Here is a 25027-nt window from a genome sequence, read left to right as displayed (position 1 = left end):
GTTGTATTAAAGCCCTTTCATAATTCTTTACAATGTCGCTGATTTGCGCGACAGCAACCACCTCCTTTCAGGCCTATCGAACCCGGCGCGCTTAGCTGAGCGTGCTGAAGAAAGCATGTGCCGCCTGCCGGTGTCCCGGCTCTACCGCATGCCCCATGAACGGAAACACTTGAATTGCTTTATCGGCGGACGAAATTTTGTTGTAAGCGGCGAAAATCGTCTCCGGCATGCAGACCGTGTCCTTGAGTCCTGCCGTTACGCGAATCGGCATATGAATCCATTCGGCCAAATTCATCACATCAAAATAACTGAGCGTACGCAGGACAGCGCCAAGGTGCTGCGGCATGCGTGTGACGAAATCAGCTGCCTCCGTCACCGAGCCGGTGGAGTAAAGCAGGCCGTAATCCATATGACACATATTGGGCACTTTCGCGACCGTCCCTTTGATGCGGGAATCTAGCGCGGAGACGACCAGCGCCAAGCCTCCGCCCTGGCTCGTGCCTGCGATGAAGATTTGATCCGGATTCACCTCCGGCTGCTCGCGTGCATACCGCACCGCCCGCAAACCGTCGATGGAGATCGCCCGGTAATAGCAGGTTTCCGGATCAAGAATCCCTTGCGTGACCCAGCCTGCGGTCTTCCCATAATCCTGAGGCAGCATATTGCCCGTCTCCCCGCCTTGACCGCGAATGTCGACCGCCAGCACCGCGTACCCCATCATCGCCCAAGCGGCGTAGTCCTCCGGGTTGCCCTTCGACCCGGAGTATCCGTGAAAAATAACGACGCACGGTACAGGAGCTTCGCCCCTTCCCGGCGGCAGCATGTATAAAGCGTGGATCGGCGTGTCGCTCGCACCCGTGAAGACGAGCTTGTAGACCGGCGCATCAACGAACGGAGATGCCATCGGCTCGCGACCGCAAGACCCGGCTTCCGCTGCTTCGAGGAGCACACGCTCCCAAAATGCCGCAAAATCCGGCTGAGCCGTTGGTTCCGGCTGAAGCTGACTCAGCTCCTTCAGTCGTTTCTCAATTGCGTTCACCCTTCATTCCTCCTTCCATCTGTCTCTTCATGCAGCCTCCCGCAGCAAATAAACGGTACATCCCTACCCCATATTTCCTTGCTATCACGGCAAGCCCCAACCATCGAAAAACAACTGGGGCTTGCGCGGAATTAGCGCTTAAGCTTCTGATGCTCGGCTTCGTATTCCTTAAGCATTTGATCCCCGCCAGTCGAACGCCATTTCTGGATCGCGTCGTCAAAGCCTTTATCATCCAGCTCGTTCATGACGTATTTGGTCACGGCATCGTCGATCAGCTTTTGCAGCTCGTTGCCTTTCTCGTTCCGCGTCTGCGAGACCAAGCCTGCGGACGGGTTCGGGGTAAGCGTCTTGCTTTTGCCGTTTTCCGCCACGATCTTGTACATTTCCACGTGCCAGTCCGGGTGACCATCTAACGGAACCTCCGGCTTCGTTGCCGCAAGAGCAGTCAGCGAAGCCAGCACAGGCCACTGATTGTTGATGATCGTCTTCTTGCCGTTCTCCACTTTGTAATCCGTGCCTTCAATGCCGTATACGCGGAAGTCGGCGTTCTCCGGCGCTGCCAGGCGATCGAGCGCGCCAAGAAGCTCAAGCAGACGCTCTTCCGTTTTGACCGTGCCTTTCGGGAACATCATCGTCGTGTAGTAGCCGGTGTTTGCATAGTTGAGGTTCGGGCCGTCCATATCAGAGAAAGAGAGGAGCTTCGCGTTTGCGTTATTATTCATCACCTTAGCCCACAGGTCTGCCCGGTCCACGTTGCCGAAGTAGGCCCCGGCTTGACCATTCACCAGTATTTCGTCCGTCTGGCTGAGCTTCGCATACGCAAAATCCTTATTCATAATACCCTCGGTGTACAGCTTACGGAAAAACCTCATCGCGTTCCGGTATTCCTCCGTTGCGAAGGCCGGTACGAATTTGCCGCCCTCCACTTTATAGCCGTTAGGCGCTCCGAATTTCTCTGCAAAAAACCAGAGCGGAAGTCCGGAGGATGCCAATCCATACGTGTCTTGCTTGCCATTGCCGTCCGGATCGTTCTGGGCGAACGCCTTCAGCACGTTGTACAGCTCATCCATCGTCCGCGGACGCTTCAACCCAAGCTTATCCAGCCAATCCTGACGCATATTGATCCCGCCACGGTCGAGGTCCATCGGCTTGTAAAGCGCCCATATTTTTCCGTCCACCTGGATCGCGTCGTCGCTGATTTTAGAGCGGCTGGCCTTCAGATTCGGGAATTTATCGACATATTTACCGACTTCCCAGAATGCTCCGGCACGGATGGCCTGGATAATGGAGGGCTGATTACCCTGCAGGACGACCAGAATATCGGGAAGATCACCGGAGGCAAGCGTTACGTTGACCTTATCCATGAAACTGCTGCCCTGGACAAAATCGGCTGTGATCTGGGCGTTCATGATTTGTTCCATCTTCTTGAACAGCGGACTGGACGTATCCGGCAGCGCGGACGACCAGTAAGGCTGCATCGTACGGATACTGATCGGTTTATTCGGTTGGGTGGACGGAGTCTGGCTCTCGCTTGGCGCATTGGAAGCATTGGGACTGCTGCCGCTAGCGCCGTTTCCGCTTGAACAACCGGCCGCAAGCGTTGTGGATACCAGTGTAAGCATCAGCAAGCCAGCCATCTTTTTTCTACTTTGTTTATTCATTTTCTTTAACCCTCCCAAACTAAATTGTAATCTATTGTTAAAGATGAGAATAGCTCATCCTTTAACCGACCCTACCATAACGCCGCTTGCAAAATATTTCTGTACAAAAGGGTAGACAACCAGAATCGGCAGCGTGGCGACGACGATAACCGCATTCTGCAAACTGCGGGACGGAACGTCGACTCTGACGCCCATCTCCGAGAGATCGAAGGTCGCCAAAACCAGAATATTCCGCAGCCAGATTTGGACAGGCCACATGCTCGGTTTGTTTAGATAGAGGAACGCTGAAAAAAAGTTGTTCCAATGTCCGACCGCGTAGAACAACGTAAACGTTGCCAAGGAAGCTGTGGACAGCGGCAGCACGATTCGCCAGAAAGTAGACAGATCATTGCATCCGTCGATTTTCGCGGAGTCGAACAGCTCCTCCGGCAGCTGCATGAAGAAATTGCGCATCAGCACCAGATTAAATGCGGCGATAGCGCCGGGGATAAGAACCGCCCAGTACGTGTTCAGCATGTTCAGCTGCTTCACGAGAAGATAATGCGGAATAACCCCCGCGTCGAACAGCATGGTGAACACGATCATGAGCATCATCCATCGTCGGCCTTTCAGCCCTCTGCGGGACAAGGCATAAGCTGTGATCGCGGTGAAAAATAGATTGATTGCCGTCCCTGCCACGGTAATGAATGCCGATACGAGCAAGCTTCGCGGAATTGCCCCGCCCGAAAAAATCATCCGGTACGCCTCCACCGAGAAAATTTCCGGAATGATAACGAACCGCTTGGCCGCAAGCTCCCCGGCCGTAGCGAACGAGCCGCCGACAATTGAGAGAAACGGGAACAGGCAGGCGAACGCGCATGCCGTCAAAAAAACATAATTGAACAGGCTGAATAATCGGCTGCCTGTACGTGTTGCTTGCGTTTGGATCAATGTGAACATCTCCTTCCTAAAAAAATGAAATCAGGTCTATCCTGGAGTAGCCGCTTCAGAACACGCCTTCCTCGCCAAGCCGACGGGCAGCGGCATTCGCCAACAGGACTAGCACAAGTCCCACCAGCGATTTGAACAAGCCGACCGCGGTGCTGTAGCTGAACTGCCCCTGGGTAATGCCCGCAGTGTATACGTAGGTGTCGAACACTTCGGCATACAGACGGTTGCCCGGATTCAGCATATTGAAGATTTGCTCAAACCCAAGGTCCAGCATATGCCCCAGCTGCAAGATCAGAAGGATCACGATCGTGCTGCGGATGCAAGGCAGCGTGATATGCCACATCAGCCGGAACCGCCCCGCTCCGTCCATCCGGGCCGCTTCATATAATTGCGGATCGATGGCGCTCATCGAGGCCAGATACAGGATCGTTCCCCAGCCGGCTTCCTTCCAGATATTCTGCGATGTCAGCAGTGTGCGAATCCACGTCTCAGTGCCAAGGAAGTTGATCGGCTCGGCTCCAGCCGATTGAACCATCTGGTTTATCAGCCCTCCTTCGGTCGTGAGCAGCATGTAGGTCATGCCGACAATCACGAGCCAGGAGAAAAAATGCGGAACATACAGAATCGTTTGTACCACCCGCTTGAACAGCTTGATGCGAACTTCGTTCAGCAGCAGAGCGAGCACGATCGGGACAGGAAAATAGAACAACAGTTTGTAGATCGCAATGATCAGTGTGTTGCGAAGCAGTATCGGAAAATCGTCATTGCTGAAAAATCGTTCGAAATGCTTCAGCCCCACCCAAGGGCTGTCCAGAAACCCGGCGAAAGGCTGATAATCCTTAAACGCAATCGCGATGCCAAGCATCGGTACATATTTAAAAACGGCAAAGTAGAGGATGCCCGGCAAAACCATTAAATAGAGCCATTTATGACGGCGGACCTCCTTGAGGAACTGGTTGGCAACCGATCCGACTGCCCGCTCGGCTGCCGCATGGGCGACGGTTTGTTTCATTTACGCTGCGCTCCCTTATCGTGTGTTGAACTGCTCCCTTATCATAGCCGTGACCTTGCATAACCCGATATAATCCGCTCAGCAGTTGTTCCGCATCCGGCGTGTCTTAGGCCGCCGATGCTCTCCAGAATAGAAATAATCAACAGAATAGATTATTGCCTAGCGTACTTTAGCTATCTTTGCATATCTACGATACTTCCCTATAATAGGGATACGGTTCGGAACTACGCGCGTCTAAGGACGAGGAAAGGGATCATGACTCCAATGAATGTGCCCAAATATTTGCGGCGTCTGCTGCTTTTTGCAATTCTTATCTCTACGCTGCCCGTGGTCTGCCTTGGCGTCTTCTCCTATTTCACCGCATCGGTGAGTATTGTGAACAAGGTGGAGCAGAGCATGCAGCAGCTGCTGGAGCAGACACGCATGACCGTCGAACAAAACCTGCAAATTGTGGAGCATACCATGAAGCAAGTTGCTGCATCCCCCCTCCTGGCAAAGGGAGCGTATACGCCGCTGCAGCCCCGCGAGTTCGAAATGATTCAAGAGCTCAACCATTTATTAGGAACGACCGCCGCCGGCAATTCCGATATTCGCAGCTTGTATTTCTTAAACATCAAAAACAAGTGGGCCATTTTCCCCAACAAAATATTCGACTTGAACGACAGCGAGCGAGAGGCATTCGAACGGTTGAACGAGCAAGTGAAGCTGCATCCCTTCATCCTGGAGCATAGCGCCGATTCCGGGCTCTCGCTTGCAGATGCCGGTATTCCGTACGGCTTCCTGTTTGCCAAGCCGATCCCTCAGTACGCGTCCGAAGCGAACAGTCTGGTGCTCTCCCTGATCGAGTATAAGCAGGTGAACCGCTGGATCGCCAATTCGGGACAATTCGGCAGCGTCTGGATCGCCAACGAGCGCATGCAGATGATCGCCTCAAACGCCGACAACGACACCCAGACGAAACCGTTGGAGAAGATTTTATCCGGGTTGGTCACCCAGGCAAGCTCGCCGACCGGCTACGCTAAGGAGAATCTGCTCGGCGAGACGGTCTATATTTTTTATCAAAAATCGGCCTACACGAACTGGACTTACTTATCCGTTGTGCCTATTTCGGTCATCAACCGGGAAAACTACGGGATCGCTTGGGCGACGCTGTTAACGGGCGCAGCGATCATCGGCATCATGCTGGTGCTTTCTTATAAAGGCTCTTTGCGTATGTATTCGCCTATCCATAATCTCTACAGCCAGCTCGCAAAGGATAAACAAGGGAGAAGAAATCTGGACGAGCTCGATTTTATCGCGAGCTCGCTCCTGAATATGCGGCAGCAGCTCGCCAATCAGGGGAAGGAACTGCACAAATATTACGTGTTGAAGCTGTTTCAAGGGGAATTTCTGCCTAAGGAAATTGAGGAAAAGGTGCTGCTCAGCCATCCGCGCTTCCGCGACTCCAAGCACTATGCGGTGCTTGTCATGAAGATCGATACATTCGAAGGGATCCGCTTCAGGGAAGCTGACCGGGAACTGCTGCTGTTTGCTGCGATGAACATTTTGCAAGAGACCATCCCTTCGCCGGTCCAGCTCTCGCCCGTCGTGATGAACCAGTCGCTTATCTGTCTCGTCTCCTTGAGCGGGGTTTCGCAGGAGCTGAACAAGCAGGAAGTCCTCGCCTTGGGGGAGGACGTGCAGCGGAATATCACCCAGTATCTAGGAATTTCTGTCAGCTTTGGCGTCAGCCGAACATTCTCGGAATTGTCGCTCGCGCAGGAAGCCCTGGCGGAAGGGCTGGACGCCCTGAAATATCGCGTTAAGTTCGGGAACGGCTCCCTGCTGTTTATTGAAGACGTGGAGCCGATCTCTGGCAGCGCCATGTTCCGGTACCCCGTCGTGCTCTCCGCTCAATTGAAGGACGCGATCAAGCTGAACGATAAAGAGACCGCGCAAGAGGTGCTTTCGCGGTTCATTCAAGCTTTGCTGCAGCATGCAGGCACGCCGGCCGACTACCAGCTCGTGCTGATCCGGCTGCTAAGCGAAATCTTAAATCAGTATCCTTTCGAGCACGGCCCCGACCAGAAGCTGATCCAGGACCTGATGGCGCAGCAAACCGCCGCCGACATTGAGGATTGGTTCATGCGTCAGGTAATCGGCCCGATCATGCAGCTCATTGAGGACAAGACCGATCAGGAGCACAAAAAAATTTCCGACGATATGATTCGGTGTTTGGAGCAGGAAGGCTACTCGGAGCTGACGCTGGAGGAGCTCGGGGTGAAGCTTAGCTACTCTCCAGCGTATTTAAGTCAAGTATTCCGCAAGGAGAAAGGCATGTCGTTCACGGAATATTTGACTGCCAAACGCATTAGCGTCGCGAAGACGATGCTGCTGGAAACCGAAGATAGCGTGAACCGGATCGCCCAAAACTTGCATTTCACGAATCCGCAAAATTTCATTCGCTCGTTCAAGCGCGAAGTCGGGATGACTCCGGGAAAATTCCGAGCATTAAACGGATATCAAGGGACAAGCGAAGACGAGGCCTAGTCCGCGAGAGATAGAGCTCTGCTGTCTGCTGCGCCAGCTTTTAGATACTTTGTTAGCGCGAAGCTCTCCCTCCCTACTATAGCGCCGGATAGTACGATAACTAAAAACAATGGCAACCGCTCGATCGTGATCGTCCAGCTGCCATTGCCGTCGGCTTCCTAAAAGTCCGGTGAATAACGTGCGGCCTCGGGCCTCTTGTTCACCGGACTCCTAGTTCAGCGCTGACTTGATGAGCGATTTCACATACGTATTGGTCAGCAGCTCCACATGGGATACCCCATAAATTTTAATGTTATTCGCTCCGAACAGGAAAGACCAGTTATTGGCGACTACGCCGTCATTCGCACTGTAGATCGAAGTCGTAGCTATGCCCCACGGAGCGTAGCTGGTCGTTACGCTGTTGGCTCCCCCCAGTGTAACCAGCTTCGAAACCTTCGTATTTCCTCCCTTATACAGAATGTAGTACAAGCTGTTGGCGCCGCCCATGCTATGCGCGACCATATGGACTTTCGAGTGTCCGGTTTGCTGGATCCACAAAGGAAGCAAGCGCTGCCGAGTTCAACTCCTGATGGCCGCTTTTACTTGGCAAATCTATCGCATACAGCTCATCCTCGCTCCACCCTTGGCCCAGCAGATAGCTTTTGATCGAGTCAAAATTCGTATCGCTGCCGGTTAATCCGTGAACGAATACGACCGGGACACGGGCAGTAGCCGCTTCTGCGGTGTTTGTCATGGGACTCCATGCACATGTTATCGCCAACAGGAGAGCAAGCATGCTGAACAGCATCATGAACTGCATTTTTCTTTTCATCATATGACCTCATTTCTTCTTGATTTATGGAACTGGCAAGCCCTTCTTCCGACCGAAACCGCTTTCAAAACAAAAAGGACCCTCTACCTCATCAATCGCCCAACCCCTTTCATATAAAGTGCTTACATAAAAAGATTAGCAAAAATAAGCCCAGTGAAATATCCCAAAACCTCTAGAAATGGTTCAAATAATAGTGGATCAGTTGTGGAGGAAACGGTTCGAATTACGGGAAAGTTGGTCGCTTATTTAGCAACGGGGCTGTAAATCGGAATAGCCCCTCCCGCCGGTCTTATGCGTTAGCCGGAAGCAAGGGGCTTTACGTAAAAATTTTGTCAGTGAAAACCTTGTGGAAATAACGGTCTGTCCATCATCGAATGAGCCAGATGAGGCGCTCCTTAATTGCGTTAAAGTTTAATCCTCTGAAGTCTTAACGCGTTTAATACAACCGAAACCGAGCTAAGCGCCATCGCAGCGCCGGCCAGCCATGGCGCCAGGAAGCCAAGCGCCGCGATCGGAATGCCGATGACGTTGTAAGCAAGCGCCCAGAACAAGTTTTGCTTGATGTTGGCCATCGTTTTCTTGCTCATAAAGATAGCGTCGGGAATGCTGTTCAAGTCTCCGCGCATAAGCGTGACATCCGCCGCCTCCATGGCCACATCGGTACCGGTTCCGACAGCCATCCCGATATCCGCCGTTGCCAGTGCGGGAGCGTCATTGATCCCGTCTCCGACCATGGCTACCTTCTTCCCGGACTCCTGCAGCTTTCTCACCTCAGCCGCCTTGCCTTCCGGCAGAACCTCGGCCAATACCTGCCCGATCCCGGCCTCAGCCGCGATGGCTCTCGCTGTCCGTTCATTGTCGCCCGTAATCATGATGACATCGATGCCAAGGCTCTGCAAGCGCCGCACGGCTTCCCTGGACGTTTCCTTGATCGTGTCGGCTACAGCGACGATGCCAGCATAGCGGCCGTCAATCGCGACGAGCATCGCGGTCTTTCCGGTCTCCTCCAGTTCATTCATCCTGCCGTAGGCGGCATCGGCCTGAATATCGTATTTGCCCATCAGCTTTCTTGTACCGACAAGCAGCTCTTTCTCTTCCACGACAGCGCGGATGCCATAGCCCGGAATAGCCTCGAATTGGTCTGTCTCCGGCAGCTCGATCCCTCGGGCCCCGATGCCTGCGGCGATCGCTTCCGCAAGCGGATGCTCCGAATGTTTCTCCGTTGCGCCTACAAGCCGCAAGAAATCCTGCTCCTTGAACTGACTCTCCACGATGACATCCGTCAGCTCCGGCTTTCCTTTCGTGACCGTCCCGGTCTTATCCAGGATGATGGCATCGACCCGGTGAGCGGCCTCCAGATGCTCTCCTCCCTTGAAGAGAATCCCCAGCTCGGCCGCGCGGCCGGAGCCGGCCATGATCGAGGTTGGCGTCGCCAGGCCCAATGCGCAGGGACATGCGATAACGAGGACGGCTATCGCTTTTTCAAGCGCGTCGGCGAAATTCCCCGGCTCGGCCGCGAAATACCAGACGAGGAAAGTAACGACGGCAATACCGACGACGATAGGGACAAATATCCCCGAGATGACATCGGCCACCCGCTGGATCGGCGCCTTGGACCCTTGCGCCTCCTCCACTACCTTGATGATTTGCGCAAGCGCCGTTTCTTTACCGACCTTCGTCGCTTGAATCCGCAGCATGCCGTTTTTATTGATCGTCGCGCCGATAACGAGATCTCCTGTGCGCTTCTCAACAGGAATGCTCTCCCCGGTCAGCATCGATTCATCGACGGAAGACGTGCCGTAGACCACTTCGCCGTCTACCGGAATTTTCTCTCCGGGCTTCACCACCACAACATCCCCGGCTATCACCTGCTCGACGGCTATCGTCATCTCCTGGCCTGCCCGGATGACCGTTGCCGTCTTGGCCTGCAGCCCCATCAAGGTTTTGATCGCCTCGGACGATCTGCCCTTGGCCAGCGCCTCGAACAGCTTTCCCAGCAAGATCAGCGTAATCAAGACTGCGCTTGTTTCATAATAAAGGTCAACCTGATGATGTCTGCCGGCAGTAAGCGTATTTATCGTCTGATAAAGGCTGTAGAAATAGGCCGCTGATGTGCCCAAGGCCACCAGCACATCCATATTCGCGCTGCCGTTCCTGAGCGCTTTATAGGCACCGATGTAGAACTGTCTGCCGATAATAAACTGAACCGGGGTTGCCAATGCCAGCTGAAACCAAGGGTTCATAAACAGCTCCGGCAGCCAGATGAAGGAAGTGAAGGAGAAATGGCTGACCATCGCCCACAGCAGCGGGAGGGAAAGCAGGGCCGACACCGCAAGCTTGCGCTTCTGATGCTTGATCTCTTTCTGCCGGCGGTCCCCCGCATCCTTCTGCTCCCCTTTGACCGCTGCCTGATAACCGATCGTTTCAATTTTCCGAACGATGTCGGCTGCGGTCACAGCGGCCGGATTGTAGGCCACATGAGCCGTTTCCAGAGCCAGATTCACGTTTGCTTGCGTCACGCCCGGCAGTCTGCCGAGTCCCTTCTCAATTCTGGCCGCGCATGCCGCACAGGTCATACCTGTAATCTGCAGATCAACCAACTCCGTCACAGTGCCGTAACCGAGCGCTTGAATTTTTTGCTCCATGCGGGAAAGATCGGTTTTACCCGGATCGAAGGTAACGGAGGCTTGCTCCAGCGTAAAATTTACCGTCGCCTGGGAAACGCCCTCCAGCTTGCTTAATCCCTTTTCGATCCGGTTAGCGCACGCGGCGCATGTCATGCCGGTAATTTGCAAAGTGGTTTGCCGCTGCTGCTCCAAAGCTTTATTGCCGCTCATATCCGCTTCCTCCCCTATCCATTATGTACCCCCATGGGGTATATAGAAGACCAAAAAAATGGCTTGGGGCTCCAAAATCCGGAAGCCCCATAAGCCTAGACGACATCGTAGCCTTGTTCCTCGATTGCTTCCTTGATCGCATCCAATGTGACTTGGCTTTCCTCGTATTGAATGCTGACCGAGCCTGCGGCAAGATCTACTTTCCCGGATACTCCCAATGTATTTAAGGCGCTCTCGATTGAGTTTACGCAATGGTTGCAAGACATTCCCTGGACAGTTAAAGTGGCTTGTTGCATAGTTATCCCTCCAAAATTAATATGTTATACCTGTCATTACCCTAAACTTCGAAAGCTTGCTTCCGACAGGATGCTTTTACTTGCTCTCGGTAATGTCATCATACTATACCCTCCATGGGTATGTAAAGAGCAAAACTAAATATTCTTGCGGTCTCCCTATTCATGCTTGTCCGTCCGTCGATCATCCGCAGACCGCGGGTTGTTCACCGGACTTCCAGTGCCGATCAGGTTATTTCTTATGTATGCCCCTATTTTTCTTGATTATCGGACCGTCGACCTTGCGCAAGGCCCCTCGCAGCCGGCGTCAATTACCGCTGTGCTGCGAGGGAAGCCTTGTGACCGCCTCCGGCTTTTCTACGGGGGGTCTTTATCTTGCCCGGCTATGTGCCTTGCTAACCTTCCTCAGCCGTAGACGGTCAGCAGCGCGGGAAGCTGCGCAGGATGATGACGAGCAAAATGTACAGCACCAGGATGCTTGCCGCGTTCATCCGGGGAGCGGCATAGGCAGGAGAGACTGCCGCAGGCATGTGATGATGGTGGTGGTGCTTTTTCGGAGCATAGATGTTGATTTCCTCATAGCTGGCATGGACGTTGATCGGTGCGCCATACATCGGCTGAGGCATGGCTGCCGGGGAAACGGCTGGGGAAGCCGGGGCTGCCATAGCAGGCATTTGCATCGGGCTTTGCATCATCGGTTGAATTTTTTCCATCGAGAGAACACCTCCGTAGATTTGCGAAAGTCCGGCATGCCGGCTTTCGTTGTTCAGAGCCCGATTGCGCCGGGGCAAATGCTCCTGTGCGATTGTCTCGGGACACAACAACAGTCTATGGTGACTCACCTATCCCGAGCACGGTATTCACCCATTTTCAGTTAAAATAGACGTCAGCCCTGTTTCAGCCGGTTCTTCCCCGGTTGTCTTCGGTTACGCGCTCGATGACAACGCCGGCTGCTCCGGCCGCGTAGGCCGCTGCCTCAAGCTGTTCACACTGTGGGGGATTGCCTTCTGCCGAACGCCAACAAGCCCGGAAGGGAAGACGAATGTCTGTCCCATCCGGGCTTGTCGGTTTGTCAGTTATACGTAAGGATTATGCTCGCGCTCGTAGCCGATCGTCGTCTTCGGGCCGTGTCCCGAATAAACGATCGTGTCGTCCGGCAGCTCGAAGAGCTTGCCATGAATCGAATCCATCAGATCGCGCTGGCTGCCGCCCGGAAGGTCGGTGCGGCCGACCGACATGCGGAACAGCACATCGCCGCCGAACAGCAGCTTGCCGTGCAGGATGCTGACGCTGCCAGGCGAATGGCCCGGCGTATGCATGATCTGGAACGTGCGGCCGAGCAGTTTCAGCTGCTGGCGGTCGTCCAGCGCATATTCTGCAGGATCGGTCGTGATCAGGGCTCCGAGCTCCGGCCAGCGGGCCGAGCCGTTGCGCTTCGGGTCGCCAAGCCAGTCGGCTTCCGCGTCATGCAGATAGACCGGGCAGCCCTTGGCTTTGCGCAGCTCGTCGACGCCGCCTATATGATCGAAGTGAGCGTGCGTCAGCAGGATCGCTTCGATCTCCAGGTCGGCTACCCGCTTCATCAGCGGGCCGGGATTCATCCCGGGGTCGATGACGATGCCCTTCTTCTCCCCGGGTACGGTCAGCAGGTAAGCGTTCGTCTGGATCGGACCCAGCTGGAACACTTCGACTTGGAGCGGCTTCAGTTCTTCGCTCATCGGCCGCTCTAGAACGTGGACAGCAGCTCGCGAAGCTCCTTGACGATAACCGCCTGATAGCCGGTGCCTTCACCGTACTGGCGTCCCATCTCTTCGCGGGCAACCTTGATTTTATCCTGATAATCCGGAGCTTCACGGTCCGGGTTTTCCTGCTTGAACCGGTTCATCACGGCTTGTACATGAGCCGGACGCGGCCCCCACTGCCCCAGGACGAATCCGCTGAAATCGGTAAAAATAACGATCGGGATCGCTTCACCGCCCATGGTCAGGAACTGGGCCATCACATCGGGATGCTCTTCCTTGATCAACAGCTCCGTCGGAATGCCCGAAATTTCCAGGGCGCGCAGAACCGCAGGCACGTTGCGGATGACATCGCCGCACCAGTCGGCCGCCAGAATCAGGCAGCGCAGATCGTCGCGATTGTTCAACGACTCGAAAAACTCCTTGTCCCCTTCATTCTCCCAGGCGAAAGCTTCGTACCATTCCTTGAATTTGTCCTGGTTTTTGGTCATCGCATTGATGAACTGCTCCGGCGACAATCCTTGATTCAGCTTGCTGCTCAAATTTTTGCTCATGCGCTTGGTTCATCCTCCTTCAGGCTGCTTACTATGGGTTATTGTACCAAAAAATCCGTCTGCGCTCCATCCCTTAGGCTCTGGCCTTCGTATCGCCGGGTGGCCGGCAGAGCCGCCCTGACAAACTTGCCGCCGCCGGCTCCGTCCGCGCCGTCTATTCGCTGTTCTCGAGCAGGATTTGCTCGATCCGGGCAACCTCCGCCGGAGCGAGCGTCCGGCTGGGGCGGTAGTTTTTCAGAAAAGGCACGAGACGGTCCGCCTTCAGCGCCGTGAAAGCCTGGCTTGTGCCGATCAGCCGGCTGTTCGGATGCGTGAAGCAGACGATGCCGATGACGTCCGCGCGCATTTTGTGCTGCCGCAGCAGCTCCTTGATGACATACTCATGCCGGTATAGCGGTGCTGTAGGGTCTATGCTGCCCTTATCCGGCTCTCCCGCTGCGGCCGTCTGCGACGGGCCTTTCTCCAAAGCTCTCTCCTCGAAGCGGATTTCTCCCGACCAAGGGTTCGCATCGATATGGAACACTCCTCCCGGACCGATGACAATATGATCAATTTCCTGCGGACTGCCGCTGCCTTTGACACGCCGGCCATGAAGCACACGGTATTCCCCGCCTATGTACCGGAGCTGCTGGGTTACTCCGCTGAGCGCGGCCCCGGCTCCCCCCGCCTGTCCGTCCGTCTCCCGCAGCGCAGGAGAAGCCTTGGTCCGCCGGCGCGCGGCGCGGCGAAGCAGCCATTTCCACACGAAATACAGCACTGCAAGCATGACGGCGCCGTACAGCAGAGGTTTCACATACGGACCTGCGACCTCGTCAATCTGCTCCCAATTGTTGCCCAGCGTCCGGCCCAGGTATACGAATAAGATCGCCCAAGGAATCGTGCCGAGCAGTGTATAGAAAAGGAAGACGGTGAGCCGCATGCGGGCCATCCCCGCCGGAATCGAGATCGCCTGCCGCAGCACCGGCACGAAGCGGGCCAGAAATACCATGCCCGGGCCATACCGGTTGAACCAATTTTCCGCCGTATCCAGATGCTTTTTCTTAAGATGCAGATATTTGCCGAACTTATCAAGCACCGGACGCCCGCCATAACGGCCCAAGCCGTACAAAATTACCTGCTGAAGCAGGCAGCCGATCGTACCGAATATAATGGCGCCGAGGAGCGAAACTTCGCCGCGAGAGACGAGATACCCGCCGTACGCGAGCACGATCTCGCTCGGGATCACCTCCAGCATAAGTCCAAGTAAAATTCCCCACACGCCAAGCCCTTCGATGAACAGAAGCGCCGATTGAATCCATGAATGCAGCAGCTCGCTCATAATTGTGCCGTCTCTTCCTTTCCTCCTCCAAATTGTTCACTGGCTTCTCTGTTATGGTCTGGGAGAATCTGTCATCTTCTCCAAGCCCATTCTATTCTATCATAAGCCTGTTCATGCCGCATCCGGCTATATGCGCATGCAGCAGCTCCGCAGGCAGGGATAACGCCTTCCGCTTCAGCCGGACAAGACCGTGGCTGAAGGACTTGCCGCCCAGCCCTGCGCAGACGGCCAGCTCGCCGGCAGCCAGCTCCGGCCGGACGCTGGAGCGCGGGATAAACGCAAGCCCCCAGCCGCTTCGCACCGCCTGCACGATCATCTCCAGCGAAGCAAATTCCGCCCGCATGGAGACGGCGGCGCCCATCCGGGCCAGCGACGCTTCCGCTTCGGCTGTGTAGGCGCAGCGCGGCCCGAATCCGATCAGCCTCAGGCTGCCGACCGCGGCTGAGCCGTCCGCTGCGAGCCGGGCAGCCTGAGCGGGCGCGGCGACCCAGATCAGCTCATCATCCGCGATAGGCAGGAATTCGATATCGGCAAGCCCCGGATCGCCGGGGATAAGTCCCAGCTCGATGCGCCGCTCGCGCAGCGCTTCGATCGTGTCGGACTGAAAGCCGCAGTCAAGCTGGACCTCGACTTGCCCGTAGCGGGCCATAAACGCCTGAAGCGGCTCCCAGAGGAAGGCGGCTGCGAACGACTCCAGCGCCCTGAGGCGCACGGTTCCTCTCGGCTCCCGCTCATCGGTCATGCCCGCTTCCAGCTCCGTCCCGAGCTCCAGGAACCGGTAGGCGTACGAGGCCAATCGGCGGCCGGCTTCAGTAGGCTCCACGCCGCGCGGCAGCCGGTCAAACAGCCGCTGCCCGACCGATTCCTCCAGCAGCCGGATTTGCGTAGTGACCGTGGACTGCACATAGCCAAGCTTCTCTGCCGCCCTGCCGATGCCGCCTTCCTCCAGCACCGCAATAAATGTACGAAAAAACCGTCCTTCCAGCCGGTCCAGCATCTGGTATCACTCATTTCATTATTCGATGATTGTTATCAAAAACATTCGTTATTCAAATGAATCATGTTCATGATACCATGCTGGAGTAATGATCGCCATCATGACATTCCAAAAATGGAAAGGAGAGAGCCCAATGAATCCCCATGCATCCGTAGATCCCGGCGCTTCGGCGAGTCCGGGCGGTTCCGCGAACTCTACACCTTCTCCCCGCGGTCAGGCGGCCGTCTGGCTGAGGTTGTCGCTCGCCGCGATCGGTCCCGGCGCCGGAGCGTTCGCCGCTATCCTCGCTGCGCTTCAGTTCGGCTCCTGGACGGGCTGGGCGCTGCTGATGGCGCCGTTTGGGGCCAGCTGCGTGCTCGTATTCGCTTTGCCCGACAGCCCGCTGGCCCAGCCCCGCAACGTCATCGGCGGGCATGTGCTCAGCACCGCCATAGGGTTAGCCCTGCTGCACACAGCAGGCATGCATCCTTGGTCGGCCGCGCTTGGCGTCGGCCTCGCCATCACGCTCATGCTGCTGACCCGTACGCTGCATCCGCCTGCCGGCGCCGACCCGCTCGTCGTTATGCTGGGCGGCGGCGCCTGGAGCTTTCTCGGGGCGCCCGCGCTGGCAGGAGCCGTCTGGATTGTGGCGGCCGCCTGGATATACCATCGGCTGCAAGGCCGGCGTTACCCGCAGCGCTGGCTGTAGAAGCGGGGCAGGCTTAGTCTGATGGGAGACGGGCCGGTTTTTTGGCATTTACAATTTTAGTTGTCAAACATATAATTGTTATGACAATTAATTTTGCAAATAGAGGTGACTCATGATGCCCGAACCATCTTCCGAATCCATCGGATTTCTTATCGGACAGACGCACCGCAAGATGGCCAACCTGCTTTCCATCCGTCTTCGCGAGCATGATATTACGACCGAGCAGTTCTCCGTGCTGTATCGTCTCCATGATGAAGACGGGATCAGCCAGAAGGAGATCGCCGCGCGTTCCGTGAAGGATCAGCCAACGATAGCCCGTATCCTGGACTGTCTGATCCGCAAAAACCTGGTGCGCAAGGAGATCAACCAGAACGACCGACGCTCGTTCCAGGTCTATCTGACACTGCAAGGCCGCGAGAAGATCGAGTTGATGATTCCGATCGAGAATATGACGCTCCAGGATATATTCGGGGATATGGAAGCGGCAGAGCTTGACATGTTCCGCCAGATTCATGAGCGCCTGCAGGACCGGCTCGGGCTGCTGCTGGAGGAGGGGGAACGTTCATGAATCCATCCGTCTCCCCCGAGCCGCGTCTATGGACGCGCAGCTTCATCCTGCTTACTTTAAGCAACCTGCTGCTGTATCTGAATCTGCAGATGATTACGCCGGCGCTGCCCTCTTATGTGACGGAGGCGTTCGGAGCCGATCAGTTTGCCGTAGGGCTTGTCATCAGTCTGTTCGCGCTGACGGCTGTCGTGGCCCGGTTGTTCACCGGACGGATGCTGAAGACCGGTCCGCGGCTCGCTATCCTGCTGGTCGGGCTTGCTTTCTATGTATTGGCGACAATAAGCTTCTATGCCGCCGGTTCCTTCCTATTGTTCCTTGCCATCCGTCTCCTATACGGCGTCGGCTTCGGAGTAGCCAGCACGACGTATGGCACGATGGTATCGGATATTATCCCGATGAAACGCATCGGAGAAGGGATGGGGTACTTTGGCCTGTCATCCGGCTTCTCCATGGCCCTCGCCCCGCTGATCGGCCTTTGGCTGCTGGACGCTTACGGGTTCGGCACGCTTATAGCCGTGGCTGCTGTGCTCGGCGCGCTGATCATTCCGCTGGTCTACGGCGTCCGGGCCAAGCGCCCACAGCAGGAGACAGCTCCCGCAGCTGCAGAGTCTGCGCCCAAAAGCATGTCTCCGGAGCCGCCGCCCGCCTCTCCCGCTCAGGCTGAATCCTCCGGCAACCGCAGGCTCAACCGGGGGATGCTGCTGCCTTTTCTGCTCAGCATGATGCTTGCGTTTACGTACGGAGGGCTTATCAGCTTCCTGGCCCTGTACGGCAAGGAGGCAAATTTGGCCAATGTCGGCTGGTTCTTCCTGTTCAATGCCGGCGCCGTCGTTCTGGTCCGCCCATTCGCAGGCAAGCTGTTTGACACTCGCGGCCACCTAGCTGTACTGCCGCCGGCAGCGCTACTCGTCCTTGTCGGACTTCTCTGCTTGTCCTATACTCACGGGCTTGCCGGCCTAATTGTCTCAGCGCTTTGCTATGGCACCGGCTATGGTATGCTCCAGCCTTCCCTCCAGGCTTGGATGGTAGGCTCGGTCAGCCCCGAACGCCGGGGCTCGGCCAATGCGGCCTTCTACAACTCGATCGACCTGGGCATCGCCCTCGGCTCCCTGCTGCTCGGGAGTATTGCGGCCAGCACCGGCTACGCCTGGATGTACCGGATGTCGGCGCTGACGATGGTGTTGTTCCTGCTGCTCTACGGGGGAACGCTGCTGATGGAAGCCCGCTTCCGCAAAGTGGCTGCTTCCGGTCTCAGCCGGTAGCCGTCTTTTTTGGCGGCCTTCCCTCTTTCCGGATAGAAGCATCCGTAGGATTACCCGGTCACAGCGCGGGAGGCCGGCATGGCGGAGGAGGCTGCTCAAGCGCCGTTATTACTGCCAGAGGAGAAGGCTTCTTACCGCATCATGAGCAAAAAGGTCGGGTTCAGGGCTGCTACAGCCCCTGGACTCGACCTTTTTGGATTCACGGCGGCCTGCCTGGGCCAGTTCAGCGCACAATTTCATAAGCGCAAGCCCGCCGGCAGGCTTAGAGACATGATCCAAGCCCGCAAACGGCCTCGATCGCACGCCTCGATCAGCGCCGCAAACCTCCGACGAGCCACACGGCAGGAGTCATCTCACGACCACGCTGCCAGATTCCATTTTCGGACTCCCCGTCCCGTCAGCCCAATCGTACGCCCCCATCCCTACCCGCACATCTGAGCCGTCCCCACCTGCTCATCTGGTACATCCGCCCCGTCTCCCGCATACCATAGGTGGGAAGGAGTGGGTGAACCTATGAATCCGGGAAATCACATGAAGCATCAGAAGCCGCTGCCGTCCGCCAGGCAAATACGCCGCACCTGCAGCCGCGAGCTGTACCGCGCCCGCAAAAAGCTCGGCCGTTTCATCACGCCCGAGCAGATCCGCGAGGCGGATGATTTTTATTACCGCAAGGTGATGGCCAATCTCCCCTATATTGCGGAGAATGGCAGCAACCGCAAGCTGCTGGCCGACTGGTTCGACGAGCATGTCAGCTCCGAGGTTGCCGCCATGTGGGGCGTAGAGCAGCCGGCGATGTCCCATGCGTTCCGCGAGTCGTTTGGAGGCTGATGCATGCGCATCGGCCTCTTCCTGCCGAACGCTCAAATTCGAGGCTTGACAATTGCGCGCGCCCCGAAGTCGAAGTCAAAATCAAACTCAAGACCGGCAACTCCCGGCTGCCGATACGAGCGAAGCCATCCTGCCGGAGTCGATCACCTCGACCTGCGGACCACCCGCCTCCCGGGCGGCCAGCCGCATCGCAATGGCGACGGTGCGGGCTTCGATCGCTCTGTACTTTGCCAGCGGCCCGATCATCAGCGTGCCCAGCGGCTTGAACAGCACCGCAGCCGCGCGCTCGCCCGGGCGCTTCTCCTGCCGGTCGCCCAGCAGCAGGGACGGACGAAGGATCACAAGCCGCGGGAGACCGAGAGCGGTCAGATCCCGCTCTGTCTCCCCCTTCACCCGGCTGTAGAAAATTCTCGATTGCGGGTCCGCGCCCAGCGACGACACGATGACATAACAGGCCGCCCCTCCGCGCCGTGCCGCACGGCCAAGGGCCAGCGGGTATTCATAGTCGACGCGGCGGAAGGCTTCCTGGCTGCCCGCCGTCTTGATCGTCGTTCCCAAGGCGCAGAACACATCCGCCCCCTGCAGCAGCCCTTCATTCCGTTCTCCATTCAGCTCTTCCTCCAAGCGGTCGAAGGAAATTTGCCGCTCCGAGAGCTTAGGGTGGGACAAGCCCGTTGTTCTGCGCACAAGCACGGTCACCTTGCAATAGGACGGCTGCTCCAGCAGCTGGCGGACAAGCTCCCTGCCCACAAGCCCCGTAGCGCCAGCCACAACAGCCGTTTTACTTGTTTGCTGATCCATCATTTGTGCTCCTTCGCCTGATTACTTTTTTCCGAAACCTGTCCGCCTGAAGACGCAGCGGCATAGATAGGCCATTGTACAATGGACACTGTTTCACTATACTAATTCTATTGCCTGCGAGGGACGCTTGCACAAGCAGCCCTCCAGAGAAATTCATCACGATTCTCATCTAAACGTTAGGAGTCTGCATCATGGAATGGCCCACATTGGACATGCTTCTGTTTCTGCTGGCGGCGGGCTTTATAGCCGCCTTTATCGATTCCGTCGTAGGCGGGGGAGGGCTCGTCTCCCTGCCCGCTCTGCTGCTCGCCGGATTGCCGCCAAGCATCGCGCTTGGCACCAACAAGCTGGGAGGGACTTTGTCCTCGCTGACCAGCACCTTATCTTTCCTTACATCAGGGAAAATTGACAAAAAAATCGCGCTGGCTCTGTTCCCCCTTGCCTTCGTCGGGTCAGCGCTGGGCACCTATACGGTTCATCTGCTGCCGTCTTCGTTCCTGCGCCCGCTTGTCGTTAGTTTGCTGATTGTCATTCTCATCTACACGTTGTTCAAAAAAAATTGGGACGGAACCGGCCGCCTGCGCCCGATGACAAAAACTTCGCGGACTGTGCTTGGGGCGGCCGCATTCGTGCTCGGCTTCTACGACGGATTCTTTGGCCCCGGGACCGGGTCCTTCCTTTTGTTCGTTTTCCTGCTGTTCGGCTACGACTTCGTAGGCGCCTCCGCCAATGCCAAGGTGCTGAACTTCGCGAGCAATATCGCCTCGCTGGCCTCCTTCTTCCTCCTGAAGTCAGTCCATATCGGCTACGGCCTGCCTATGGGGCTGGCGATGATCGCAGGCGCGCTGGTCGGCTCCCAGCTGGCCATCCGCAAAGGCTCGACCTATGTAAAGCCGCTTTTCATCGTCGTCACGACCCTGCTGATCGGCAAGCAGCTTTGGGACTTGTTCTGAACGGCAAAGGGAGAGATCGCCTCCATGACACGGAGCGAGCTCTCCCTTTCAGGTTCGACAGACAGTTCGGGATTCCTTTCCCCTAGCTGCTGTCATGAATGATAGACCACACAGGTGGACAGATGATCCGTCTGAGTCGGCGGCCAAATATGCTTCATCTGATTGCTCATCCATTCCTTGCCCGGATCGCGGACGATATACGGACTTTCCACTGCGCGGAGGTCTTCCCAGACGCAATCCACGCCCAGTCCGCCCGCATCCCCGGCAAACATGCTGCAGCTGCGGCAGAAGTCTTCCTTCTGCTGGTCATCCAATTTCACGACTTTATTTCTCAGGCAGCAGTAGATACGGCCGCTCTCATCTTTCAAATTACGATGCTGAACAGGTTGCATACATACAAAACTCCTCTCTCTCTTGCGCCCATGAAGACGCACTAACAGATAATACCCCATATATATGCGGACGAACCTCGATATGTGAACTTTTTTTAGCGGAAAACGATTAATCGTGTTAATCAATCACCGGCCCCCTTTACAAATAAGAAAAGATAGGTTAGTATTCTCCTCATACCATTTACCTAACTATCGTTAGTTAGAAAGCAGAGAGGGGCTGGAGCCTATGACATCCGACCGCATTAAAGAAGCCGCGCTGCAGCTGTTCACCCGCAGCGGTTACGACGGGGTCCCTTTGTCCGAAATCGCCGGGGCTGTCGGAATCAAAACTCCGTCCATCTACGCACACTACAAAAGCAAGGATGAGCTGTTCATGGCCGTGCTGGAGGATTGCCTCGGCGAGCATAACCGGCGCATGGAGCAGCTGATCGGGAGCCTGGAAGGACGGTCTGTGGCGGATAAGCTACGCACCATCCTGGAGGATGCCCGGCACAGCTATCTGCTCGGCGATGAGCAGGTTACCTTCCTGAAGCGGGCGATGCTGTTCCCGCCCTCTTCGCTGGAGGATCGGCTGCGCGATCAATTCTCAGGTTATGAGCAGGCGCTTCATGCCGCGCTCGGCGCGATGTTCGAGGAAGGCATCCAGGCCGGCCAGCTCAGTCCGCAGCCGATCGATGAGCTGATCGCTTCCTTTTATTGCGTGATGGACGGCTTGTTCCTGCAGCAGTTCTACTACCGTCAAGACGATTCGAAAGCCCGCATGCAAGCGGTCTGGTCTATTTTCTGGAAAGGAATATGCAAGTGAGCGGCTTATCCGGCCGAACGGCATAACAGGTGAACCAACATGAATAAACAATGGATTCAAGTCATTATAGCGTCTTTTTTCGAGGTGGCATGGGTAAGCGGATTAAAGCATGCAGACAGTGCGCCGGAATGGGCCGGCACGGTCGTGGCGATCGCTGTCAGCTTCTACGTGATGATCAAGGCGTCCAGCGTGCTGCCCGTAGGCACCGTCTATGCGGTGTTTGTCGGACTGGGCACGGCCGGTACGGTGCTCTCCGAGGCGCTTTTCTTCGGGGAACCGCTTCGCATCGCCAAGCTTGTGCTGATCGCGATACTGCTAATCGGGGTTATCGGACTCAAGCTGGTAACCAAGGAACCGGGGGAAGCTCAAGATAAGGCGGAAGGAGTGCGGACGATATGAACTGGGTGCTGCTCGTATGCGCGGGATTTTGCGAAATTTCCGGCGTTGCCATGATGAACAAGCTGAATCAGGACCGCAAGCTATCCTCCTTGCTGCTGCTTGCAGCGAGCTTCGGCGCCAGCTTCCTGCTGCTGACGCTGGCGATGAAGACGCTGCCGATGGGCACCGCCTATGCCATCTGGACTGGGATAGGCGCTTCCGGCGGGGCTATTCTGGGGATGGTCCGTTATGGAGAGCCCCGCAGTCTGCTGCGCATTCTGTTTATTACGATGATTCTCGGCTCTGCAGTCGGGCTGAAGCTGGTCTCGTAGGCGGGGAAAGAAGCTGCGACGACGGCGCTCGGAAGGCGCCACCTGCGCGATGGCTGCCGACGGCAGCCAGACCCATTTATACGATTTTTCATATAACTTCGTCTTATATGTTGCCAACAAAACGTATTTATACGATTTTCCACACAAATCTCTCATTTTTGACCGCCGCGGGGAGCATTTGTACGGTTTTCCATATAAATCCGATACGTTGACCGCCACTCCGGCGCATTTTATACGATTTTTCGGCTTCCTGTCTGAAGGGGCCTCTTTTTTTAATGAAACCTGATGCGTCAAGCTGCGGCAAATAAGCTACAGCAGGAAGACCCGGCGGAAGCTCCATGCGACCGACCGGGTCTTCCTTCATTACATGAACGCTACTCCAAAAGATCCATACATTTAGGCGCTCTCGAAGCTGGATGCATGGTCCCGTGCGCATCCTCAGAAGCCCGCATTCTGCCCCGCACCTATGACAGCTCAAGCCCTGTGCCGCCGCCAGCATCAACCTTCGCGAACTGGGTGCGGAACAGCCGCGCATACAAACCGCCTGCCGCCAGCAGCTCCTCATGACGCCCGGACTCGGCCACCCGGCCGTCCTCCAGGACGATGATCCGGTCGGCTGCCAGTATCGTGGACAGCCGGTGGGCGATGACAAGCGTCGTCCGGCCCACCATCAGCTTGTCCAGCGCCGCCTGCACGAAGGCTTCGGATTCCGAATCGAGATGGGATGTCGCTTCGTCGAGGATAAGAATCCGCGGATTTTTCAAAATCGCGCGGGCGATGGCAAGCCGCTGCCTCTCGCCGCCGGACAGCCGGTGGCCCCTCTCACCGACGGTGGTGTCATAGCCCTCCGGCAGCGAGAGGATGACCTCGTGCACGTGGGCCTGCCTGCAGGCTTCCTCCATTTCCGCTTCGGAAGCGTCCGTGCGGGCGAACAGCAGGTTCCCGCGGATCGTATCATGGAACAGGAACGACTCCTGCGTAACGAAGGCGATCTGACGGCGCAAGCTGTCGACGGTCAGACGACGGATATCCGTCCCGTCGACCTTCACTTCGCCATCCGTCGGATCATAGAGCCGCGCCAGCAGCCCGATCAAGGTCGACTTGCCGGCCCCGCTCGGTCCGACGATGGCGACCACCTCACCCGGATGAGCCGTGAATGTCACATCGCGCAGCGCATACTGCCCCGGCTGGTAAGCATAAGCTACCCGGTTGTATTCGACCAGTCCGGTCGCCTGCCCCAGCTCCCGCGCATCCGCCCCGTCCGCTATTTCCGGAACCAGGTCCTCGTATTCGAATAAACGCTGGAATACGCCCAGCACCGTCCCCAGCTCTACGCGCAGATTGAGCAGTGTCCCTACCGGACCGTACAGCATGCCCAGGTAAGCGGCGAAGGCTACGATGCTGCCGATCGTCATCGTCCCGTTGATGACCTTCCAGCCGCCATATAAATAGATCAGCGCCGTTCCGAGCGGACCGAGCACCCCGACCACCATCCCGAACCAGCGGCCGACCAGATTCAGCCGCAGCTCCAGCTCCATCACCCGCTCGTTCAATTGCCCGAACTGCCGCTGCTGGGCGGGCTCCTGCTGGAAGATGCGGGTCAGCATCGCGCCCGATACCCCGAATATTTCCCCCAGCTTCGCCGACATCTCTCCGCGCACCCGCTGCGTCTCGATGCGCAGACGCTTGCGGATGGCCGATACGCGGCGAACCGGCAGCAGGAAAAGCGGCAGGATGACGGTCGCCACCAAGGCCAGCTGCCAATCGAGCGCAAATAAAATGCAGACGGAGGTCACGACAATGGCCGATTGTGTGATCGTGGAGACGATCAGCGTCGAGACGATCGATTGGACGGCTTGCACATCGCCTGTCAGCCGCTGGATGATCTCCCCCGACTTGGCATCCGTGAAAAATTTCATCGACTGGCGCTGCAGGTTCGCGAACAGCGACTGTCTCAGATCCCGCATGACGCCCTGCGCGACCTTCGTATTCTGGTAATTTTGCCACACGCCGATCAGCCCGCTCAGCAAAGGCAGGAGCACCATCAGCCCCACCATGAGCATCAGGTCATGGGTTCTGCCCTCCGGCAGCGCATGGTCGATAATTTCCTTCATCACGAGGGGCGGTATAAGTCCTAATACGCCCCCCAGCAGCGCCAAAGCGAGTATGGCGGTCAGCGCCCATTTGTATGGCCGGAACAAGCCGTATACACGCGACATTTGGACGTCTTTCCAGCCTGCCGGCTCCCGCGGCTGACGTCCGGGACCGCCCTCTCCCATGCCCGCTCCCCTCATTGCTCT

Annotated in this window: 26 protein-coding genes and 1 pseudogene; 9 read left to right on the top strand and 18 right to left on the bottom strand. The window is 56.6% G+C overall.

The window, feature by feature from the left end:
- Positions 1 to 91: 91 nt before the first annotated feature.
- From BLR08_RS26545 to BLR08_RS26530, 4 genes are all read right to left on the bottom strand, one after another.
- Complete coding sequence (locus BLR08_RS26545; RefSeq protein ID WP_072337319.1) at positions 92 to 1039, bottom strand: acetylxylan esterase; 948 nt, start codon at positions 1037 to 1039, stop codon at positions 92 to 94.
- A 131-nt stretch (positions 1040 to 1170) separates the two neighbouring features.
- Positions 1171 to 2700, bottom strand: coding sequence for a type 2 periplasmic-binding domain-containing protein (locus BLR08_RS26540; protein WP_083537507.1), 1530 nt, complete (start codon positions 2698 to 2700; stop codon positions 1171 to 1173).
- Positions 2701 to 2754: 54 nt separating this feature from the next.
- Positions 2755 to 3630 (bottom strand): carbohydrate ABC transporter permease, encoded by an 876-nt coding sequence (locus tag BLR08_RS26535; protein ID WP_371117717.1) that lies wholly within the window; start codon positions 3628 to 3630, stop codon positions 2755 to 2757.
- A gap of 55 nt (positions 3631 to 3685) precedes the next feature.
- Positions 3686 to 4642: an ABC transporter permease gene (locus BLR08_RS26530; protein ID WP_072337312.1), complete on the bottom strand. Its 957-nt coding sequence runs from the start codon at positions 4640 to 4642 to the stop codon at positions 3686 to 3688.
- A gap of 255 nt (positions 4643 to 4897) precedes the next feature.
- On the opposite strand from BLR08_RS26530, the gene BLR08_RS26525 reads away from it, so the two are divergent.
- On the top strand, positions 4898 to 7171 hold the full coding sequence (locus tag BLR08_RS26525; protein ID WP_176835615.1) for a helix-turn-helix domain-containing protein: 2274 nt from the start codon (positions 4898 to 4900) through the stop codon (positions 7169 to 7171).
- A 210-nt stretch (positions 7172 to 7381) separates the two neighbouring features.
- Here BLR08_RS26525 and BLR08_RS31905 read toward each other — a convergent pair whose 3' ends face one another.
- From BLR08_RS31905 to BLR08_RS26485, 10 genes and pseudogenes are all read right to left on the bottom strand, one after another.
- The gene (locus BLR08_RS31905; protein ID WP_256257789.1) at positions 7382 to 7672 is read right to left on the bottom strand and encodes a lipase family protein; all 291 of its coding nucleotides are present in this window, start codon (positions 7670 to 7672) and stop codon (positions 7382 to 7384) included.
- Positions 7659 to 7985, bottom strand: coding sequence for an esterase/lipase family protein (locus BLR08_RS31900; RefSeq protein ID WP_256257788.1), 327 nt, complete (start codon positions 7983 to 7985; stop codon positions 7659 to 7661). The genes BLR08_RS31905 and BLR08_RS31900 overlap by 14 nt, the downstream gene beginning before the upstream one ends.
- A gap of 401 nt (positions 7986 to 8386) precedes the next feature.
- The gene (locus tag BLR08_RS26515; protein WP_072337307.1) at positions 8387 to 10819 is read right to left on the bottom strand and encodes a heavy metal translocating P-type ATPase; all 2433 of its coding nucleotides are present in this window, start codon (positions 10817 to 10819) and stop codon (positions 8387 to 8389) included.
- Between the two features lie 95 nt (positions 10820 to 10914).
- Complete coding sequence (locus tag BLR08_RS26510) at positions 10915 to 11115, bottom strand: copper ion binding protein (RefSeq protein ID WP_072337305.1); 201 nt, start codon at positions 11113 to 11115, stop codon at positions 10915 to 10917.
- 416 nt (positions 11116 to 11531) lie between these two features.
- Positions 11532 to 11825 (bottom strand): hypothetical protein, encoded by a 294-nt coding sequence (locus tag BLR08_RS26505; RefSeq protein WP_072337303.1) that lies wholly within the window; start codon positions 11823 to 11825, stop codon positions 11532 to 11534.
- A 363-nt stretch (positions 11826 to 12188) separates the two neighbouring features.
- Entirely contained in the window at positions 12189 to 12830 is a 642-nt protein-coding gene (locus BLR08_RS26500; protein WP_072337301.1) for an MBL fold metallo-hydrolase, read from the bottom strand.
- 8 nt (positions 12831 to 12838) lie between these two features.
- Complete coding sequence (locus tag BLR08_RS26495) at positions 12839 to 13405, bottom strand: thioredoxin family protein (protein ID WP_072337298.1); 567 nt, start codon at positions 13403 to 13405, stop codon at positions 12839 to 12841.
- A gap of 154 nt (positions 13406 to 13559) precedes the next feature.
- Complete coding sequence (locus BLR08_RS31895; RefSeq protein WP_371117720.1) at positions 13560 to 14150, bottom strand: nuclease-related domain-containing protein; 591 nt, start codon at positions 14148 to 14150, stop codon at positions 13560 to 13562.
- Positions 14127 to 14723: pseudogene (locus BLR08_RS31890) on the bottom strand (DedA family protein); the annotation flags it as partial. The pseudogene BLR08_RS31890 and the gene BLR08_RS31895, both read right to left, overlap by 24 nt.
- A 91-nt stretch (positions 14724 to 14814) precedes the next feature.
- A complete protein-coding gene (locus BLR08_RS26485) occupies positions 14815 to 15720 on the bottom strand; it encodes a LysR family transcriptional regulator (protein WP_072337296.1) in 906 nt (301 codons plus the stop codon).
- Between the two features lie 133 nt (positions 15721 to 15853).
- Between BLR08_RS26485 and BLR08_RS26480 the strand changes: the two genes are divergently transcribed.
- From BLR08_RS26480 to BLR08_RS26460, 4 genes are all read left to right on the top strand, one after another.
- The gene (locus BLR08_RS26480; protein WP_176835613.1) at positions 15854 to 16408 is read left to right on the top strand and encodes an HPP family protein; all 555 of its coding nucleotides are present in this window, start codon (positions 15854 to 15856) and stop codon (positions 16406 to 16408) included.
- 112 nt (positions 16409 to 16520) lie between these two features.
- The gene (locus BLR08_RS26475; RefSeq protein ID WP_072337294.1) at positions 16521 to 16976 is read left to right on the top strand and encodes a MarR family winged helix-turn-helix transcriptional regulator; all 456 of its coding nucleotides are present in this window, start codon (positions 16521 to 16523) and stop codon (positions 16974 to 16976) included.
- Positions 16973 to 18238 carry an MFS transporter gene (locus BLR08_RS26470; RefSeq protein ID WP_072337292.1) on the top strand — a complete coding sequence of 422 codons (1266 nt, stop codon included), beginning with the start codon at positions 16973 to 16975 and terminating at the stop codon, positions 18236 to 18238. The genes BLR08_RS26475 and BLR08_RS26470 overlap by 4 nt, the downstream gene beginning before the upstream one ends.
- Before the next feature lie 513 nt (positions 18239 to 18751).
- Positions 18752 to 19066, top strand: a complete 315-nt coding sequence (locus tag BLR08_RS26460; protein ID WP_072337287.1) for a dehydrogenase — start codon at positions 18752 to 18754, stop codon at positions 19064 to 19066.
- 87 nt (positions 19067 to 19153) lie between these two features.
- On the opposite strand, the gene BLR08_RS26455 is transcribed toward BLR08_RS26460, so the two are convergent.
- Positions 19154 to 19870: an oxidoreductase gene (locus BLR08_RS26455; protein ID WP_090586536.1), complete on the bottom strand. Its 717-nt coding sequence runs from the start codon at positions 19868 to 19870 to the stop codon at positions 19154 to 19156.
- Between the two features lie 188 nt (positions 19871 to 20058).
- Between BLR08_RS26455 and BLR08_RS26450 the strand changes: the two genes are divergently transcribed.
- Complete coding sequence (locus tag BLR08_RS26450; RefSeq protein WP_072337283.1) at positions 20059 to 20820, top strand: sulfite exporter TauE/SafE family protein; 762 nt, start codon at positions 20059 to 20061, stop codon at positions 20818 to 20820.
- A gap of 92 nt (positions 20821 to 20912) precedes the next feature.
- On the opposite strand, the gene BLR08_RS26445 is transcribed toward BLR08_RS26450, so the two are convergent.
- Positions 20913 to 21212 (bottom strand): hypothetical protein, encoded by a 300-nt coding sequence (locus tag BLR08_RS26445; RefSeq protein WP_072337281.1) that lies wholly within the window; start codon positions 21210 to 21212, stop codon positions 20913 to 20915.
- A gap of 226 nt (positions 21213 to 21438) precedes the next feature.
- Between BLR08_RS26445 and BLR08_RS26440 the strand changes: the two genes are divergently transcribed.
- The 3 genes from BLR08_RS26440 to BLR08_RS26430 are packed head-to-tail and all read left to right on the top strand — an operon-like array spanning position 21439 to position 22727.
- Positions 21439 to 22017: a TetR/AcrR family transcriptional regulator gene (locus tag BLR08_RS26440; RefSeq protein ID WP_072337279.1), complete on the top strand. Its 579-nt coding sequence runs from the start codon at positions 21439 to 21441 to the stop codon at positions 22015 to 22017.
- 39 nt (positions 22018 to 22056) lie between these two features.
- Entirely contained in the window at positions 22057 to 22416 is a 360-nt protein-coding gene (locus tag BLR08_RS26435; protein ID WP_072337277.1) for a DMT family transporter, read from the top strand.
- Positions 22413 to 22727: a DMT family transporter gene (locus BLR08_RS26430; protein WP_072337275.1), complete on the top strand. Its 315-nt coding sequence runs from the start codon at positions 22413 to 22415 to the stop codon at positions 22725 to 22727. The genes BLR08_RS26435 and BLR08_RS26430 overlap by 4 nt, the downstream gene beginning before the upstream one ends.
- Before the next feature lie 127 nt (positions 22728 to 22854).
- On the opposite strand, the gene BLR08_RS26425 is transcribed toward BLR08_RS26430, so the two are convergent.
- Together BLR08_RS26425 and BLR08_RS26420 are read right to left on the bottom strand one after the other, a co-directional pair.
- On the bottom strand, positions 22855 to 23091 hold the full coding sequence (locus BLR08_RS26425) for a hypothetical protein (protein WP_072337273.1): 237 nt from the start codon (positions 23089 to 23091) through the stop codon (positions 22855 to 22857).
- Between the two features lie 100 nt (positions 23092 to 23191).
- Positions 23192 to 25021, bottom strand: coding sequence for an ABC transporter ATP-binding protein (locus tag BLR08_RS26420; protein ID WP_072337271.1), 1830 nt, complete (start codon positions 25019 to 25021; stop codon positions 23192 to 23194).
- Between the last annotated feature and the right edge of the window lie 6 nt (positions 25022 to 25027).

The sequence above is a fragment of the Paenibacillus sp. cl123 genome (genome assembly GCF_900101595.1).
Classification (GTDB): domain Bacteria; phylum Bacillota; class Bacilli; order Paenibacillales; family NBRC-103111; genus Paenibacillus_G.
The sequence above is the reverse complement of the archived record's forward strand: the minus strand, read 5'-3'. Positions and strand labels throughout refer to the sequence as shown.